The organism is Kitasatospora sp. NPDC088742, assembly GCF_055584905.1.
The window spans coordinates 50,827-66,866 of sequence record NZ_JBVJLD010000019.1; the positions used below are offsets into that span (position 1 = coordinate 50,827).

16 protein-coding genes are annotated in these 16,040 nt (G+C 73.0%); 9 read left to right on the plus strand and 7 right to left on the minus strand.

The window, feature by feature from the left end; translation table 11 throughout:
- Positions 1-148 precede the first annotated feature (148 nt).
- From pheS to ACZ6ZR_RS17095, 5 genes are all read left to right on the plus strand, one after another.
- Positions 149-1,270 (plus strand): phenylalanine--tRNA ligase subunit alpha, encoded by a 1,122-nt coding sequence (gene pheS / locus ACZ6ZR_RS17075; RefSeq protein WP_465643032.1) that lies wholly within the window; start codon positions 149-151, stop codon positions 1,268-1,270.
- Complete coding sequence (gene pheT / locus ACZ6ZR_RS17080) at positions 1,270-3,783, plus strand: phenylalanine--tRNA ligase subunit beta (protein WP_465643034.1); 2,514 nt, start codon at positions 1,270-1,272, stop codon at positions 3,781-3,783. The genes pheS and pheT overlap by 1 nt, the downstream gene beginning before the upstream one ends.
- A gap of 469 nt (positions 3,784-4,252) precedes the next feature.
- The gene (locus tag ACZ6ZR_RS17085; protein WP_465643036.1) at positions 4,253-5,068 is read left to right on the plus strand and encodes a hypothetical protein; all 816 of its coding nucleotides are present in this window, start codon (positions 4,253-4,255) and stop codon (positions 5,066-5,068) included.
- A 104-nt stretch (positions 5,069-5,172) separates the two neighbouring features.
- Positions 5,173-5,979 carry a chitosanase gene (locus ACZ6ZR_RS17090; RefSeq protein ID WP_465643038.1) on the plus strand — a complete coding sequence of 269 codons (807 nt, stop codon included), beginning with the start codon at positions 5,173-5,175 and terminating at the stop codon, positions 5,977-5,979.
- Positions 5,980-6,075: 96 nt separating this feature from the next.
- Positions 6,076-6,882, plus strand: a complete 807-nt coding sequence (locus ACZ6ZR_RS17095; RefSeq protein ID WP_465643040.1) for a DUF4328 domain-containing protein — start codon at positions 6,076-6,078, stop codon at positions 6,880-6,882.
- Positions 6,883-6,940: 58 nt separating this feature from the next.
- Here ACZ6ZR_RS17095 and ACZ6ZR_RS17100 read toward each other — a convergent pair whose 3' ends face one another.
- On the minus strand, positions 6,941-7,591 hold the full coding sequence (locus tag ACZ6ZR_RS17100) for an HNH endonuclease family protein (protein WP_465643164.1): 651 nt from the start codon (positions 7,589-7,591) through the stop codon (positions 6,941-6,943).
- 193 nt (positions 7,592-7,784) lie between these two features.
- Here ACZ6ZR_RS17100 and ACZ6ZR_RS17105 point away from each other — a divergent pair, with 193 nt between their 5' ends.
- The gene (locus tag ACZ6ZR_RS17105; protein WP_465643042.1) at positions 7,785-7,970 is read left to right on the plus strand and encodes an antitoxin; all 186 of its coding nucleotides are present in this window, start codon (positions 7,785-7,787) and stop codon (positions 7,968-7,970) included.
- 60 nt (positions 7,971-8,030) lie between these two features.
- On the opposite strand, the gene ACZ6ZR_RS17110 is transcribed toward ACZ6ZR_RS17105, so the two are convergent.
- Positions 8,031-8,897, minus strand: coding sequence for a 3-hydroxybutyryl-CoA dehydrogenase (locus ACZ6ZR_RS17110; RefSeq protein WP_465643044.1), 867 nt, complete (start codon positions 8,895-8,897; stop codon positions 8,031-8,033).
- A gap of 295 nt (positions 8,898-9,192) precedes the next feature.
- Here ACZ6ZR_RS17110 and ACZ6ZR_RS17115 point away from each other — a divergent pair, with 295 nt between their 5' ends.
- Complete coding sequence (locus tag ACZ6ZR_RS17115) at positions 9,193-10,011, plus strand: SDR family NAD(P)-dependent oxidoreductase (protein WP_465643046.1); 819 nt, start codon at positions 9,193-9,195, stop codon at positions 10,009-10,011.
- 33 nt (positions 10,012-10,044) lie between these two features.
- Here ACZ6ZR_RS17115 and ACZ6ZR_RS17120 read toward each other — a convergent pair whose 3' ends face one another.
- Together ACZ6ZR_RS17120 and ACZ6ZR_RS17125 are read right to left on the minus strand one after the other, a co-directional pair.
- Positions 10,045-11,682: an arylamine N-acetyltransferase gene (locus ACZ6ZR_RS17120; protein ID WP_465643048.1), complete on the minus strand. Its 1,638-nt coding sequence runs from the start codon at positions 11,680-11,682 to the stop codon at positions 10,045-10,047.
- 71 nt (positions 11,683-11,753) lie between these two features.
- Positions 11,754-12,266 carry a GNAT family N-acetyltransferase gene (locus ACZ6ZR_RS17125; RefSeq protein WP_465643050.1) on the minus strand — a complete coding sequence of 171 codons (513 nt, stop codon included), beginning with the start codon at positions 12,264-12,266 and terminating at the stop codon, positions 11,754-11,756.
- Between the two features lie 80 nt (positions 12,267-12,346).
- Between ACZ6ZR_RS17125 and ACZ6ZR_RS17130 the strand changes: the two genes are divergently transcribed.
- Entirely contained in the window at positions 12,347-13,504 is a 1,158-nt protein-coding gene (locus tag ACZ6ZR_RS17130) for a methyltransferase (protein WP_465643052.1), read from the plus strand.
- 12 nt (positions 13,505-13,516) lie between these two features.
- Here the strand turns inward: ACZ6ZR_RS17130 and ACZ6ZR_RS17135 are convergent, their stop codons facing one another.
- Positions 13,517-14,164, minus strand: coding sequence for a dihydrofolate reductase family protein (locus tag ACZ6ZR_RS17135; RefSeq protein ID WP_465643054.1), 648 nt, complete (start codon positions 14,162-14,164; stop codon positions 13,517-13,519).
- A gap of 120 nt (positions 14,165-14,284) precedes the next feature.
- Positions 14,285-15,127, minus strand: coding sequence for an alpha/beta fold hydrolase (locus ACZ6ZR_RS17140; RefSeq protein ID WP_465643056.1), 843 nt, complete (start codon positions 15,125-15,127; stop codon positions 14,285-14,287).
- Between the two features lie 89 nt (positions 15,128-15,216).
- Here ACZ6ZR_RS17140 and ACZ6ZR_RS17145 point away from each other — a divergent pair, with 89 nt between their 5' ends.
- A complete protein-coding gene (locus ACZ6ZR_RS17145) occupies positions 15,217-15,687 on the plus strand; it encodes a MarR family winged helix-turn-helix transcriptional regulator (protein WP_465643058.1) in 471 nt (156 codons plus the stop codon).
- Between the two features lie 37 nt (positions 15,688-15,724).
- On the opposite strand, the gene ACZ6ZR_RS17150 is transcribed toward ACZ6ZR_RS17145, so the two are convergent.
- Positions 15,725-16,027: a hypothetical protein gene (locus ACZ6ZR_RS17150; RefSeq protein WP_465643060.1), complete on the minus strand. Its 303-nt coding sequence runs from the start codon at positions 16,025-16,027 to the stop codon at positions 15,725-15,727.
- Positions 16,028-16,040 lie beyond the last annotated feature (13 nt).

Below are 16,040 nucleotides of genomic sequence, written 5' to 3' on the forward strand. Positions count from 1 at the left end.
ACCATTGCGTTGTGTGACGCCCTGCGCGGTTGTGCCGCGGACACCCCTCTCGACTCGTACGGGAGCTGCTGCCCGTGCCCCGACCACGCAGTGCGTAATGCAATGGGCGAGGCACCCCTTCACGAGCAGGAGCACGGGAAAGATAGCGATGTCGGCACCCAACAAGGACTACGACCCGGTCGAGGTCGAGGCACTCAAGCCCGAAGCGGTCGAGCAGGCCCGGGACGAGGCCCTCGCGGCCTTCGCCGCGGCGGCCTCGCTGGACGAGCTCAAGCAGGCGAAGGTGGCCCACACCGGCGACCGCTCGCCCCTCTCGCTCGCCAACCGCGAGATCGGCGCACTGCCCCCGCAGGCCAAGGCCGCGGCGGGCAAGCTCATCGGCCAGGCCCGCGGCGCGGTGAACCAGGCCCTGGCGAAGCGTCAGGTCGAGCTGGAGGCGGAGCGGGACGCCCGCGTGCTGGTCGAGGAGGCGGTGGACGTCACGCTGCCCTACGACCGCACCCCGCGCGGCGCCCGCCACCCGCTCACCACGCTGGCCGAGCGGATCGAGGACACCTTCGTGGCCATGGGCTACGAGGTGGCCTCCGGCCCCGAGGTCGAGGCGGAGTGGCTCAACTTCGACGCCCTCAACCTGCACGAGGACCACCCGGCCCGCTCGATGCAGGACACCTTCTTCGTGCAGGCCCCGGACGGCTCCGCCGACTCCGGCGTGGTGCTGCGCACCCAGACCTCGCCGGTGCAGATCCGCACCATGCTGGACCGTCAGCCGCCGCTGTACGCGGTGAGCCCGGGCCGGGTCTACCGGACCGACGAGCTGGACGCCACCCACACCCCGGTGTTCCGCCAGGTCGAGGCCATCGCGGTGGACGAGGGCATCACCTTCGCCGACCTCAAGGGCACCATCGAGGTGCTGGTCGAGAAGCTGATCGGCACCGGGCTCGAACTGCGCTGGCGCCCCTCGTACTTCCCGTTCACCGAGCCGAGCGCGGAGATCGACCTCCAGTGCTTCGTCTGCCGGGGCGAGAGCGTCGGCAACCCGGACCGCCCCTGCCGGACCTGCTCCTCCGAGGGCTGGATCGAGCTCGGCGGCTGCGGCGTGGTCAACCCGCGCGTGCTGGTCGCCTGCGGCGTGGACCCGCAGCGCTACAGCGGTTTCGCCTTCGGCCTCGGCCTGGAGCGGATCCTGATGAACCGTCACAACGTCGCCGACATGCGCGACATGGTCGAGGGCGACGTCCGCTTCACCCTCCCGTTCGGAATGGAGATCTGATGCGCGTCCCGCTTTCCTGGCTGCGCGAGTACGTCGACCTTCCGGCGGGTGAGACCGGCCGCGACGTCGCGGCCCGCCTGGTCCGGGCCGGCCTGGAGGTCGAGACCGTCGAGCAGCTCGGCGGTGACCTCAAGGGCCCGCTGGTGGTCGGCCAGGTGCTCTCCATCGAGGAGCTCACCGGGTTCAAGAAGCCGATCCGGCACTGCTACGTGAACGTCGGCGACGCCAACGGCACCGGCGAGCCGCAGGAGATCGTCTGCGGTGCCCGCAACTTCGCGGTCGGCGACAAGGTGGTCGTGGTGCTCCCGGGCGCCGTGCTGCCCGGCCCGTTCCCGATCGCCGCCCGGCAGACCTACGGCCACACCTCGGCCGGCATGATCTGCTCGGCCCGCGAGCTCGGCATGGGCGACGACCACGACGGCATCATCGTGCTGCCGCCGGAGTACGAGCCCGGCACCGACGCGATCGAGCTGCTCCAGCTGGTCGACGAGGTGCTGGACATCGCCGTCACCCCGGACCGCGGCTACTGCCTCTCGATGCGCGGGGTGGCCCGCGAGGCCGCCGCCGCGTACGGGCTGCCGCTGGCCGACCCGGCGCTGCTCGACGTGCCGCCGGCCAACTCCTACGGCTACCTGGTCAAGGTCGCCGACCCGGCCGGCTGCGACCGCTTCGTGGCCCGCACGGTGACCGGCGTGGACCCGTCCGCGCAGTCCCCGATCTGGCTCCAGCGCCGGCTGCAGAAGTCGGGCATCCGCCCGATCTCGTTGACCGTCGACATCACCAACTACGTGATGCTCGAGGTCGGCCAGCCGCTGCACGCCTACGACCGCGACCGGGTGGACGGCCCGATCCAGGTCCGCCGCGCGACCGAGGGCGAGCTGCTCACCACCCTGGACGGCAGCAAGCGCAAGCTCTCCGCCGAGGACCTGCTGATCTGCGACAACTCCGGCCCGATCGGGCTGGCGGGTGTCATGGGCGGCGCCTCCACCGAGATCCTCGACCCGGTGACCGACCCGGAGACCGGCATCACCACCGGCTCCACCGAGATCATCATCGAGGCCGCGCACTTCGACCCGGTCACCATCGCCCGCACCGCCAAGCGGCACAAGCTGCCTTCCGAGGCCTCCAAGCGCTTCGAGCGCGGCGTGGACCCGGAGGCGGCCCGGGCCGCCGCCCAGCGCGCGGTCGACCTGCTGGTCCTGATCGCCGGCGGCACCGCCGAGGCCGGTGTCACCGACATCGCCGCCCCGCACCCGGTGCGCACCATCGCCATCGACGCCGACCTGCCGGACCGTGTCGCGGGCACCCAGTACGGCCGCGAGACCGTCACCCGGCGGCTCCAGGAGATCGGCGCCACCGTGGTCGGCGCCGACGTCCTGGAGGTCACTCCGCCGAGCTGGCGCCCCGACCTGACCGACCCGTACGACCTCGCCGAGGAGGTCATCCGGCTGGAGGGCTACGACAACGTCCCCGCCCGGCTGCCCTCGGTGCCCCCGGGCAAGGGTCTGACGGAGGCCCAGCGCTTCCACCGCCGCACCGGCGTGGCGCTGGCCGGGGCCGGCTTCGTCGAGGTCAACAACTACCCGTTCCTCGGTGACGCGGCCTTCGACGCGCTCGGCCTGGACGCGGGCGACGCCCGCCGACGGACCGTCAAGCTGGTCAACCCGCTCAACGACGAGGAGCCGGCGCTGCGCACCACGCTGCTGCCGGGCCTGCTCGGCGCGCTGCGGCGCAACATCGGCCGGGGCAACACCGACCTCGCCGTCTTCGAGCAGGGCACCGTCTTCCTGCCGAAGGCCGAGCTCAAGGTCGCCCCGCGCCTGCCGGTCGACCGCCGTCCGACCCCCGAGCAGCTCGCCGAGCTGGACGCCGCCCTCCCGCACCAGCCGCGCCGGGTCGCCGTCGCGCTGGCCGGCGAGCGGCTGCCGTCGGGCTGGTGGGGCAAGGGCGCCGGCGCCTCCTGGGCGGACGCCGTCGAGGCGGCCCGCACGGTGGCCCGCGCGGCCGGCGTGGAGCTGACGGTCCGCCAGGCGCAGTACGCGCCCTGGCACCCGGGCCGCTGCGCCGAGCTCTCGGTCGACGGCCGGGTCGTCGGCCACGCCGGTGAGCTGCACCCGCGCGTCATCAAGGCGCTGCACCTGCCCGAGCGCACCTGCGTGATGGAGCTCGACCTGGACCTGCTGGGTGCCGAGAACGCCGACCGGGTCTCCGGCCCGCCGGTCTCCTCGTACCCGGTCGCCACCCAGGACGTCGCCCTGATCGTGGACACCGCCGTCCCGGCCGCCGAGGTCGAGGCCGCCCTCCGGGAGGGCGCCGGCGAGCTGCTGGAGGCCATCCGGCTCTTCGACGTCTTCACCGGTGAGCAGGCCGGCGAGGGCAAGAAGTCGCTGGCGTACTCGCTCCGCTTCCGCGCGGCCGACCGCACGCTGACGGCCGACGAGGCCACCGCCGCCCGCGGCGCGGCCGTCGCGGCCGCCGCCGCCCGCACGGGCGCGGTCCTGCGCGGCGCCTGACGCACCGCCGGCCCACAGGGCCCGGTCTTCGCCCCTGAGGCGGAGGCCGGGCCCTTTTTTGCGAGGGTGGCTACCGCTGGGGGCGCGGGGAACTGCGCGCGGGGGAACGGCAGTACGTGCAACTGGCTCGCGTGCCCCGATCTAGTGCCGTGCCCGGCAAGGTCTGCCCCGTCACGCCGCCGGGCACGGCACCAGCGCTGGTCCGCCTTCCGTACTCGCGCCCACGCGGCGGAGCCGCAAATCAGCAGAGCCCCGCGCCCCTGACGGCCCTTCGGGCCGCCTGCGGGCACGCGTCACCCGGACGCCGCCGCGTCGTGGTGGGTCGTGTGCGGTGGGTCGTGCCTAGCCTCGGGGTGGGGCGTAGCGAGGAGGCGGCATGCGGGTATGGGTGGTGGGCGGCTGTGTGCTGCTGTTGACGGCGTGTGGGGTCCAGGCGGAACGTTCCTCCCTGAGCGCCCCGGAGCCTTCCGTGAGCGTCGCCCCGAGCCCCTCGCCGGAGCCCACCCCGAGCCCCGGGCCGGGGGAGTCCGACGTCGCTCCGCTGGCCGCGCAGTTCGCTCTGGCCCCGGCGGCGGAGGCCCAGCGCCCGGACTGCGTCAGGGACCTGAGCCGGGATCAGCTCCCGGCGGCGTACGGCGAGGGCCCGGCGGTCTGGCTCAGCAGTGCCGCCAACGGGCCGGTGGAGCTGCGGCTGACCGAGCCGGTGGCGCTCTGTCTGCACGGGTTCCGGACCGGCGAGGAGGTGGTGGTCACGCTCTCCGTCGGGGGCCGCGGCTTCCGTACCGCCGTCCGCCCCGAGGAGGCGGTGCGGCCGGAGGGCGAGGAGGCCGCCGAGGCGCTGTTCGACGGGGCGGGGCTACCGGTCTACGGGGAGGACGGCGGTGTGCAGGGCAGCCGGACGTGGCTGCTGGTGCCGCCGAACGTGCCCCGGGAGGCCCTTGCCAAGGCCGGTTCCTTCCAACTCACGGCCCAGCAGGGCGCCTTGACGGCCACTCACGGCCAGGGCGTGGCCCTGCCGGACCACCCGGCCGGCGCCGCCACGGCCGGTGCCCCGCGACGGCTGGTGGTCTCGGGCTACCACCCCGGTGAGCTGGTGCCGGTCGGTCTGTACCGGCGGAGCGAGGGCGGGGAGCGGGCGGAGCTGGTGAGCCGGGTGGGGGAGGTGGTGATGCCGGTCTCGCGGGTCGCGGTGTTCGCGCTTCCGGAGGGGGCGGTGCCAGGTGACGGCGGGGCCTACTGCGTGGCGGTGCCCTCGGAGGTGCCGGGCAACTGCCCGAAGGTTTGAGTGAGTTGTGGTGCCCTTGCTCTTGCGGGCGGGGCGGCGGCACGGTTCAATCGGTCTCCGTTAGGAAAGTTTCCTAATCGCCGCTTCCCCCCACGGAGAGTGCCATGTCTGTCGTGCGCCGCCGTACCGCGATCACCGGCCTGCTGGCCGCCGCCGTCTCCCTGACCCTGGTCGGTGGCACCACCGCCCAGGCCGCCGGAGCGGGGCTGGACGACCCGGCGAAGAAGGAGATCGCCATGAAGCTGGTCTCCAGCGCCGAGAACTCCTCCCTGGACTGGAAGGCCCAGTACAAGTACATCGAGGACATCAAGGACGGCCGGGGCTACACCGCCGGGATCATAGGTTTCTGTTCCGGCACCGGCGACATGCTCGACCTGGTCGAGCACTACACCGACCTCAAGCCCGGCAACATCCTGGCCAAGTACCTCCCGGCCCTGCGCAAGGTGAACGGCACCGAGTCGCACTCCGGCCTCGGCTCCGCCTTCGAGAAGGACTGGGCCACCGCCGCCAAGGACTCGGTCTTCCTGCAGGCCCAGAACGACGAGCGCGACCGTGTCTACTTCAACCCGGCGGTCAAGCAGGCCAAGGCCGACGGCCTGCGCGCGCTCGGCCAGTTCGCGTACTACGACGCCATCGTGATGCACGGCAACGGTGGCGACTCCACCAGCTTCTCCAGCATCCGCAAGCGTGCCCTCGGCAAGGCCAAGACCCCGGCCCAGGGCGGCGACGAGACCACCTACCTGAACGCCTTCCTGGACGCCCGGGTCTGGGCGATGAAGCAGGAGGAGGCGCACAGCGACACCAGCCGGGTGGACACCGCCCAGCGGGTCTTCCTCAAGGCCAAGAACTTCGACCTGAACCCCCCGCTGAAGTGGAAGGTCTACGGCGACAGCTTCAGCATCAACAGCTGAAAATAACGTTTGGAAATCCGGTCGGCCGCTGTGGTCATATGAGTGTCCCGATCCCCCGGGACGGTGGGGGCGCAGCGAGATGGACATGTCCGACCAATGAATTCCGAACAGCACGAAACGGCGCAGCCTTCCCCTTGGCAGGCTCCGCCGGTCGCCCCGGCCGGGGCGGCGTACCCGGCCCCGCCGGTGATGCCCGCCCCGGCCGGGGCGTACCGCTCGGCCAAGAACCTGGCCGTGGCCGCCACGGTGATGCTCGTCCTGGTGATCCTGCTCGACCTGCTGGACGTGGTGGCCTCGCTGTCCGCGGCCGGTGAGTACCGGTCGCTGGCGGACGACCCGTCGCTCGCCCGGGACGGTCTGACCCAGCGGGAGGACTTCACGGCGCTGACCGCGATGCTCCAGATCCTGGGGCTGATCGCCTCCGGCGTGGTCTTCATCTGCTGGTTCTGGCGGATCCGCAAGAACGCCGAGGCGCTCGCGCCGCACGCCCCGCAGCGCCGCGGCCGGGCCTGGGCGATCTGGGGCTGGGTCGTCCCGGTGGTCTCGCTCTGGTTCCCGTTCCACATGACCCAGGACGCCCTGCGGGCCAGCACCCCGTACGGCGCTCCGCGCAAGGGCGAGGGGCTGGTCGGCGCCTGGTGGGGCCTCTGGATCGGTGCGCTCCTGATGGGGCGGATCGACGGGAAGGTGTTCGCCTCGGCGCAGACCGACGAGGAGTTCGCCGTCAGCTACTTCGTCACGGCCGGCAGCGACCTGGTGGACCTGGCCGCGGCGGTGCTGGCGATCCTGGTGGTGCGCCGCCTGACGGCGACTCAGGACGCCACCGCGAGGCAGCTCCCGCCGCAGCAGGCTTACTGGCCGGCCCAGCCGTACGGCCAGCCGCCGGTGCAGCCGCAGGGCTGACGGAGGACCGGACCGGAGCCCCGGGGTGGTGGAGACGCCGCCCCGGGGCTCCGTCGTGTCAGCAGCCGTTGAGCACCGCGCTCAGCGCGGACTTCTCGGCGCTGTCCACCGAGAGGCCGTAGTAGTACTTCACCTGCACCCAGGCCCGGGTGTAGGTGCACTGGTAGGCGGCGCGCGGCAGCCAGGTGGACGGGTCCTGGTCGCCCTTGCTGCGGTTGCTGCTCGCGCTGACGGCGATCAGCTGGGGGCGGGTCAGGTCGTTGGCGAAGGCCTGGCGCTGGGCGGTGCTCCAGGCCCAGGCGCCGGAGCGCCAGGCCTCGGCCAGCGGCACCATGTGGTCGATGTCCAGGCTGCCGGAGGCGGTGAAGGTCACCGCGTCGTACTGGCTGTACCAGCTGCCGGAGACGGAGGCGCAGGCGGAGTCGGTCACCACGTTGGAGCCGTCCCGCTTGAGCACCGTCTCGCGGGTGTTGCAGGTGCCCGAGATGGTGATCCAGTGCGGGAAGAGCGCCCGGTCGTAGGTGGACTCGTGGGACGGGGCGGCGACGGTCAGCGCGGCCAGGTAGCCCCGTGCGGTGGCCGCCGGGACGGGGGTGGGCAGGGCGGCCTGGGCCGGTGCGGCGGAGGTCAGCAGGGCGGCGGCGGCCAGCAGTGCGGAGCCGGCGGCGGCGAGGGCCCGGCGGAATCGGGGCATGCGGAATCGGGACATGGCGAACTCCAGCACGGTGAGGGGGAGTTGACGGCCCGAAGGATTCGGGCGGCGGAGCTCCGCCATCATCGGGCAGGCCCTGTTTACGCGGGTAGACCCCGGAGGTGAATTTCTTTCGCCCGGTCTTCACAGCGGATGCGTGACCGGGGGCTGACGGTGACCATGAAGGAATCCGGCAGAAAGGACCCGGGCCATGTCGATGCTCGACAAGCTCAAGCAGATGCTCCACGGCCACGAGGACACCGTCCGCAGCGGTGTGGACAAGGCGGGCGACGCGATGGACGAGAAGACCGGTGGCAAGTACGCCGGCCAGGTCGACACCGCCCAGCAGAAGATCAACGAACAGCTCGGCACCCAGGAGCCGCCCAGCCAGCCGTGACCGCGAACGACGGAGGAGGCCGTAGCCCGTGACGGGCTACGGCCTCCTCGCGGTGGTGCGTCAGGCGGCGGTGTAGTCGTAGAAGCCCCGGCCGGACTTGCGGCCGAGCAGGCCCGCGTCGACCATCCGGGAGAGCAGCGGCGGAGCGGCGTACAGCGGCTCCTTGTACTCGTCGTACATCGACTCGGCGATCGAGACGATGGTGTCCAGGCCGATCAGGTCGCACAGGCGCAGCGGGCCCATCGGGTGGGCGCAGCCGGCCTCCATGCCCTTGTCGATGTCGGCGGCGGTGGCGACGCCGGACTCGAACATCCGGACCGCGGAGAGCAGGTAGGGCACCAGCAGGGCGTTGACCACGAAGCCGGCCCGGTCGCGGGCCCGGACCGGCTCCTTGCCGAGCACCTGGACGGCGAACTCCTCGACCCGGGAGGTGGTCTCGGCGGAGGTGGTCAGGGTCGGGATGACCTCGACCAGCTTCTGCACCGGGGCGGGGTTGAAGAAGTGCAGGCCGATGACCTGCTCCGGGCGGGAGGTGGCGGCGGCCAGCTTCACGATCGGGATCGAGGAGGTGTTGGAGGCCAGGATGGCGTCCCGGCGCACGACCACCTGGTCGAGGGTCTGGAAGATCTTGGTCTTGACCTCCGCCTGCTCGGCCACCGCCTCGACCACCAGGTCGCGGTCGGCGAAGTCGGCCAGGTCGGTGGTGAAGGAGATCCGCGCCAGGGTCTCGTCCCGCTGCTCCTCGGTCAGCTTGCCCCGCCGGACGGCGGTCTCCAGCGAGTTGGTCAGCCGGGTGCGGCCGAACTCCAGGGCCTCGCCGGTGGCCTCGGAGACCAGCACCTCCAGCCCGGCGCGGGCGAAGACCTCCGCGATGCCCGAACCCATCAGTCCGCAGCCGACTACCCCGACGCGCGCGATGTCACTCACTCAGTTGCCCTTCACGGTGGAGCTGGGGGTGGCCCAGCGTGCTCTGGCGGGTGGTGCGCCGGTGTCGTGGCCGTACGCGCCGCCCGGACGACCGTACTACCCGGCTACCAGCGAGTACATCTCGGTCCGTCATGTGATCCCGCCCTCGTCGGCCCGGGGCCGCCGCGCGGGCGGGGTTTGGGCCGATCGGATGACAATCGGCCCGGTGATCCGCTCCGGCCCCCCGGCGGGCCCGAAGAATCGGCCGCAGGACAGGGAGCACGCCAGGGTGCAGTCGAGGAGGGAGCACGTCACCATGCCGACCGGATCGCTCGTAGGGCAGGTCGCGCTGATCACCGGGGCCGGGCGGGGCATCGGGCGGGAGCTGGCCGTCGGGCTGGCCGCCGAGGGGATGGCGGTCGGGCTGCTCGGCCGCAACCACGGCACCCTGACCGAGACCCTGCGGGAGTGCGTCAGACACGGGGCGCGCGGGGTCGCGGTGACGGCGGACGTCACCCGGCACGGCTCGGTGCGGGAGGCCGTGCGCGCCGTGGAGCGCGACCTCGGGCCGGTGGACTTCCTGGTCAACAACGCCGGGCAGGTGGACCGGGAGGAGGTCCCGCTCTGGGAGACCGACCCGAACCAGTGGTGGCAGGTGGTGGAGACCAACCTGCGCGGCCCGTACAACCTGCTGCGCACCGTGCTGCCCGGCATGGTCGAGCGCCGGCGCGGCCGGGTGGTCAACCTCAACTCCGGTTTCGCGCTCCGCCCCGACGGCCACTACACCGCCTACGCCACCTCCAAGGGCGCGCTGCTCAGGCTCTCCGACAACATCGCCGACTCGCTGGCCGAGCGGCACGTGGTGGTGCTGGACATCAGCCCCGGGGCGGTCGCCACCGAGATGACGGCCGGGATGCCGATGTTCCGGGACATGAAGGCCTGGGGCTCGATCCCGTACATGGTGGCCGTCACGGTGGACGCCGCCCGGGGCCGGTTCGACGCCCTGCACGGGCGGTTCATCCACGCCGGACGGGACAACCTGGAGCTGCTCTGCGCCCGGGCCGAGCAGATCGGCGAGGCCGACGCCCGGACCCTGCGGCTGCGCCCGTACGGCGAGGACGACCCGATGGCCTGAGGGCCTGCGGCGCGCGGCTTCGGTGACGCGCCGTCAGGAGGCGGGCGCCGTCCAGCCGGTGGACTCCTTCCAGGCCAGGTGGTCGCCGTGCACCTTGGCCCAGAGGCGGTCCCGGTCCGCCGCGTCCAGACCCGCCGGGCCGTCCAGCACCAGGCCGAACAGGCCGGCCAGCAGGGCGAACCAGGCGTCCCGGTCGGCAACCTCGGTGACCGTCCGGCCGTCCGCTTCGGTGCGGACCAGCACGCAGCCGCGCAGCGCCACCAGCGCCTCGGCCTCCCGGCGCAGCACCGTGGACACCGGGACGAACGGCGAGTCGGGCGAGGTGGAGAGCCACTCGTGCTTGACCAGGAAGTCCGCCGTCACGGCCGCCTCCGGGCGGAAGTCCATGCCGGCGAAGGAACCGAGCGGGTCGTGCGCCAGCCGCCAGCCGCCGGGCTCGGCCGCCGAGGGCTCCAGGACCAGGGCCAGCGGGGTCTGACGGTACGTCCCCTCGCGCAGCGGCAGCGGCTCGTGCAGCGCGTCGCCGAGGCCGACGTCCACCATGAACTCCCGGCCCTCGCAGCGCACGGTCAGCACCAGGTGGTTGGCGTTCGCCCCGGCCGGGTCCTGCGGGCTGTTCTGCACGCCGCCCACGTGCCGGCGGACGTCGTAGCCGAGCGAGGCCAGCAGCGCGCCGAAGGCGCCGTTGAGGTGGAAGCAGTAGCCGCCCCGGCCGGCGGCTATCCGGCGGGCCGAGTCGGTGGGGTCGATGCTGTTCGGGCGGTTGATCTGGATGTCCAGGGTCTCGTACGGGACCCGCTCGACGTGGGCCCGGTGCAGGGCGAACAGCGCGGCCACGGTCGGGTGGCTCGGGCGCTCGACGCCGAGGTGCGCCAGGTAGTCGGCGACCAGCCGCTCGGGCAGGGTGGCGGGCTCGGGCCGGGGCGCCTCCTTCGCGGGCGGGTTCGGCCCGGCCAGCGCGGCGGCGTCGGCCACCCGCCGGTACCCCTCGCGCAGCGGGCCGCCGCTCAGCTCCAGCACCTCGGCCACCGCCGCCGTGAACTCCTTGCCGTCCCCGCCCGCGAGCAGCCCGCGGCAGCCGTCGAGCAGCCGCCCGCCCAGCTCGGGGTGGGCCGCGCGCAGCATCCGGGGCATCCACTTGCCCTTGCCCTGCCAGTGGCCGCCCGAGGAGAGCAGCAGCTCGGCGGCGCGCTCCAGGACCTGGGCGGCGACCACGGCCCGCTCGTCCGCCGGGCGCTCGTCCAGCAGGTCGTCGTACAGGTCGGTCAGCATGTACCGCCTGGTCTCCAGCGCCTCGGCCGAGGCCGGGGCGGGCCCGGCGGCCAGCAGCCGGGCGGCCTCGGCGCGCAGCTCGGAGGCGGTGCCGTCGGCGTCCAGCAGGGTCAGGCCGGTGGCGCACATCGAGATCAGCGAGGGCACCGCGTTGACCCGGTCCCAGTCGAAGAAGGCCCTGGTCGAGGACGGGGTCTGGACGAACAGCTCGACCGGCCAACCCTGGTGACGGGTCGTCTCCCGGTAGACCTCGTACCCCTCGGGGCGGACCACGACCAGGTCGAGGTCGGAGCCGGCCGTCGCCTCTCCCCGGGCGGTCGAGCCACCGAGGTAGGCGGCCACCGCCTCCGGGAACGCCGACCTGACCAACTGCTGCGCCACTGCGATGGGATCGTCCATGGCGCAGATGATCGCCCACGACCCCTGCTCCGCGCAGCCCATTTGTCCGGCCTGACGGAGCTTCGGGCGGCTCAGGTCAGCTCGTCGGCCAGCAGGTCCATCAGCAGGCCGTCGTGCCAGGTCCCGTCCGCCCCGCGCTCGTACCGGCGCATCACGCCGACCGGACGGAAGCCCACCTTGGTGTAGCAGCGGATCGCGGCCTCGTTGTCGGCCGCCGGGTCGATCACCAGCCGGTGGTGGCCGAGGGCGGTGACCAGGTGGCGGGCCAGGGTGCGGACGGCGTCCGTGCCGAGGCCGCGGCCGTGCACGGCCGGGTCCAGGAAGACGTCGATGCCCGCGTGCCGGTACTCCGGGTCGTTCTCGGCGTACCACTGCACCGCGCCGACCACCCGGCCCCCGGCCTCGACCGCGAACACCTCGGTCTCCGGATCGGCCAGGTCCTCCGCCACCTCGGCGACCAGGTCGGCCTCCCCGCGCCAGCGGGCCCGCACCTCGGGGGTGTCCCGGATCGCGGCCAGCCGGGGCACGTCGTCGGGGGTGGCGGGGCGCAGCGTCACGGCGTCGCCGTGCAGGATGGTGGCCATGGCTCCGACCATAGGGGCTGTCCTGCTGGTCGGCCGGGTGGTCGGGCGAGGCCGGTCGGCTCGGATAGCCTGAGGGCACGATGCAAAGCTTCACGACGCCTTTTGGTGAGTTCGAGCTCAACCGCTTCCCGGAGGACAACCGGGACCTCCTGCGGGCCTGGGACGCGGCCGACGACTACCTGCTGCGCCACCTGGCCGGGATCGACGGCGCACCGCCGGTCGACCTGACGGGCCGTCCGGTGGTGGTCGGCGACCGCTGGGGCGCGCTGGTCACCGCGCTGGCGGAGCACCGGCCGGTGCAGATCTCGGACTCCTACCTGAGCGGCCGGGCCACCCGGGACAACCTCGCCCGGGCCGGGGTGGCGGACGGGGCGGTGGAGCTGCTCACCACCCAGGACGCGCCGCCGGAGCGGATCGACGTGCTGCTGGTGCGGGTGCCCAAGAGCCTGGCGCTGCTGGAGGACCAGCTGCACCGGCTGGCCCCGGCCGTGCACGCCGGGACGGTGGTGGTGGGCACCGGCATGGTGCCCGACATCCACACCTCCACCCTCCGGCTGTTCGAGCGGATCCTCGGCCCGACCAGGACCTCGCTGGCCGTCCGCAAGGCCCGGCTGATCTTCTGCACCCCCGATCCCGCGCTGCCCCGCACCGCCAGCCCCTGGCCGCTGCGGTACGAGCTCCCCGACGACATCGGGGTGGTCTCCGGACGGACCGTCACCAACCACGCCGGCGTCTTCTGCGCGGACCGCCTCGACATCGGCACCCGCTTCCTGCTGTCCCACCTGCGGCCGACCACCGGCCCGCTGCGGATCGCCGACCTCGGCTGCGGCAACGGCGTGGTCGGCACCGCCGCCGCGCTGGCCAACCCCGAGGCCGAGATCCTCTTCGTGGACGAGTCGCACCAGGCGATGGCCTCCGCCGAGGCCACCTTCCGGGACGCCCTGGGCCCGGCCGCGAAGGCCGTGTTCACGGTGGGCGACGCCCTGGCCGACGTCGAGCCCGGGTCGGTGGACGTGGTCCTGAACAACCCGCCCTTCCACAGCCACCAGGCCACCACCGACGCCACCGCCTGGGCGATGTTCACCAGCGCCCGCCGCTCGCTGCGCCGCGGCGGCGAGCTCTGGGTGGTCGGCAACCGGCACCTGGGCTACCACGTCAAGCTGAAGAAGCTCTTCGGCAACTGCCAACTGGTCGCCAGCGACCGCAAGTTCGTCCTGCTGCGGGCCGTCAACCGGTAGCGGCCGGCCGGGTCACCTCCGCCAGAACAGGTGGTGGGTGACGCCGCTCGGGCTCGGGACCACGTCCAGGTGGAAGCGGTCGAGCAGCTCGTCGGGCGAGCTCCACAGGCGCAGGCCGGTGCCGAGCTCGACCGGCGAGACCACCACGTGCAGGGTGTCGACCAGGTCGGCGTCGAGGAACTGCCGGATGGTGGAGACGCCTCCGCCGAGCCGGACGTCCTGGCCGTCGGCCGCCTCCCGGGCCATTGCCAGGACGTCGGCCGGCTCGCCGGAGACGAAGTGGAACGTGGTGTCCGAGAGGGTGAAGGACGGGCGCTCGTGGTGGGTCAGGACGAACACCGGGGTGCGGAACGGCGGCTCCTCGCCCCACCAGCCGCGCCACTCCTCGTCCTGCCAGGGGCCGCGCAGGGGGCCGAACTTGTTCCGCCCCATGATCTCGGCGCCGATGTTGCGCGCGTAGTCCCGGGTGAAGACGTCGTCCAGGCCCCGGCTGCCGCCGGGGTCGGTGCGCATCGGCCAGCTGGCGGTGGCTCCGGCCCAGGCGAACAGCCGACCGGGATCGACGTGGCCGAACGGGCGCTCCAGGGTCTGGTCCTCACCGGCCCCGATCCCGTCGGCGGAGACGTTGAAGTTCTGGACCCTCAGCAGTTGCTCGGCCATGTGCCCTCCGGGGAAGTCGTGGTCCGCACCGGGTGGTGCGGACGGTACGAGTCTGCCCCCGGAGGCTACGGGCCGGGTCCGACGCCACACCCCCGTGGCGGCGCCGGACCTGACGGCCGCTCAGACGCCGTACACCTCGGCCAGGAAGTCCTCGACCACCCGGGTGAAGACCTCGGGGCGCTCCATCGCGGGGATGTGGGCGGTGTCCGGGATGTCGGCGACCCGGCCGTGCGGCGCGGCCTGGGCGAACGGGGTGGCCAGCGAGACCAGGGCGGGGGAGTCCAGCGCGCCGCTGGCGGCCAGCACCGGGACGGTCACCTCGCCGGCCCGGCCGAGGGTGGCGGGCACCTGGAGGTGGTGGTTGGGCTCGTCCGGGGTGTGCTTCATGATCGTGCGCAGGGCCATGTCCCGGCGGCGGCGCACCAGTTCGGGGTCGAGGTCGGCGACCTGGCGGTGCGGGCCGGCGATCGAGAGGGCGAGCGAGTCGAGCCAGCCCTCGATGTTCCCGGACATCAGTGCGGTGTTGTGGACGGTCTGGGCCTCGTCGTTCCACGGGTCGGTGACGGTGGGCTCGTGGGTGCCGCCGCCGCTGATCAGGATCCCGGCGACCAGCTCGGGGTGCTCGAGGGCGGTCTCCACCGCGATCGTGCCGCCCATCGAGAGGCCGACCAGCACGGCCGGGCCCAGGTCGAGGTGGCGCAGCAGGGCGGCCAGGTCGTCGCACTGGCGGAAGGGCCGGCCGGCGTTGGCCGAGGCGCCGTGGCCCCGTGCGTCCGGGGCGATCACCCGGTAGTCGGCGGAGAGCGCCTCGACCTGGGCGTCCCACATGGTGAAGTCCATGAAACCGCCGTGCAGCAGCACGACGGGGCGGCCGGAGCCCGCGTCGCGGTAGGCGAGGAGGCCGTCCTCGGACTCGAAGGTGTGGATGGTGCCGGCGTAGGACTGCTCGGTGGTGTTCGTCATGACACCTAAGGTGCCATGTTTGAGGTGAGATGACAACCCAGTTGTCATCAATCTCGGAAAATTGGCACCCCGGGTGTCATGATGGACGGGTGACCGACAACGACACCCCCAGTGACCCCGACCTCGCCCCCCGGCTGATGGAGGTCTTCGCCTTGGTCGGCCCGCTCTACCGGCGGGTCCAGCGAAAGGTAGAGACGGACGCCCCGCAGCAGGGCCTGTCCGTCGGCGTCCGCGGCGTGCTGGAGCTGCTCCGCGAGCACGGGCCGATGACCGTCCCGCAGATGGGCCGGGCCCAGGCGCTCAGCCGCCAGTTCGTCCAGCGGATGGTCAACGACGCACTCGCCGAGGGGCTGGTCGAGGCCATGCCCAACCCCGCCCACCAGCGCTCCTCGCTGATCCGGCTGACCGACGGCGGCCGGGCCGCCATCGCCGCCGTGCTCGACCGTGAGCACGGGCTGCTGCGCCAGATCGGCGCGGACGTCACGGCGGCGGACGTCGACACCACCGTCCGGGTGCTCGGCCGGATGCTGGAGCTCTTCGACGACGTGGACGTGAACTGACCGCGGGTCAGAGGACGGCGGGTCAGAGGACGGCGGGTCAGAGGGTGGGCGCGTCCTTCTCCACGGCGAAGTCGCCGGGGGCCGGCTGCTGCTCGGCGAACACCTCCCCGGCGGTCAGCCGGGCCCGCAGCCGCAGCACCGAGCCGGGCGCCACCCCCGTCAGCTGGGCCGGACGGATCGCCAGGCCGAGCGTCTGGCCCACCCGGGGCGAGAGCAGGTCGCCGAAGCCCGGCACGGGCGTGGCGGAGAGCAGCTCCACCTGGGCGAGCTGCCACCCCGGCAGCCTGGGGTGCGGGGCGGCGCTCACCAGCCGGACCCGCAGCACGGTCAGGTTCTCCATCGACGCGACCATC

Bases quoted from the DNA above. Each gene is read 5' to 3' on its own strand.
- ACZ6ZR_RS17115 (WP_465643046.1), top strand. From the start codon at position 9,193: ATGCCGACCGGATCGCTCGTAGGGCAGGTCGCGCTGATCACCGGGGCC.
- ACZ6ZR_RS17130 (WP_465643052.1), top strand. From the start codon at position 12,347: ATGCAAAGCTTCACGACGCCTTTTGGTGAGTTCGAGCTCAACCGCTTC.
- ACZ6ZR_RS17095 (WP_465643040.1), top strand. From the start codon at position 6,076: ATGAATTCCGAACAGCACGAAACGGCGCAGCCTTCCCCTTGGCAGGCT.
- ACZ6ZR_RS17150 (WP_465643060.1), bottom strand. From the start codon at position 16,027: ATGGAGAACCTGACCGTGCTGCGGGTCCGGCTGGTGAGCGCCGCCCCG.
- ACZ6ZR_RS17100 (WP_465643164.1), bottom strand. From the start codon at position 7,591: ATGTCCCGATTCCGCATGCCCCGATTCCGCCGGGCCCTCGCCGCCGCC.
- pheT (WP_465643034.1), top strand. From the start codon at position 1,270: ATGCGCGTCCCGCTTTCCTGGCTGCGCGAGTACGTCGACCTTCCGGCG.
- ACZ6ZR_RS17120 (WP_465643048.1), bottom strand. From the start codon at position 11,682: ATGGACGATCCCATCGCAGTGGCGCAGCAGTTGGTCAGGTCGGCGTTC.
- ACZ6ZR_RS17090 (WP_465643038.1), top strand. From the start codon at position 5,173: ATGTCTGTCGTGCGCCGCCGTACCGCGATCACCGGCCTGCTGGCCGCC.
- ACZ6ZR_RS17135 (WP_465643054.1), bottom strand. From the start codon at position 14,164: ATGGCCGAGCAACTGCTGAGGGTCCAGAACTTCAACGTCTCCGCCGAC.
- ACZ6ZR_RS17140 (WP_465643056.1), bottom strand. From the start codon at position 15,127: ATGACGAACACCACCGAGCAGTCCTACGCCGGCACCATCCACACCTTC.
- ACZ6ZR_RS17125 (WP_465643050.1), bottom strand. From the start codon at position 12,266: ATGGCCACCATCCTGCACGGCGACGCCGTGACGCTGCGCCCCGCCACC.
- pheS (WP_465643032.1), top strand. From the start codon at position 149: ATGTCGGCACCCAACAAGGACTACGACCCGGTCGAGGTCGAGGCACTC.
- ACZ6ZR_RS17105 (WP_465643042.1), top strand. From the start codon at position 7,785: ATGTCGATGCTCGACAAGCTCAAGCAGATGCTCCACGGCCACGAGGAC.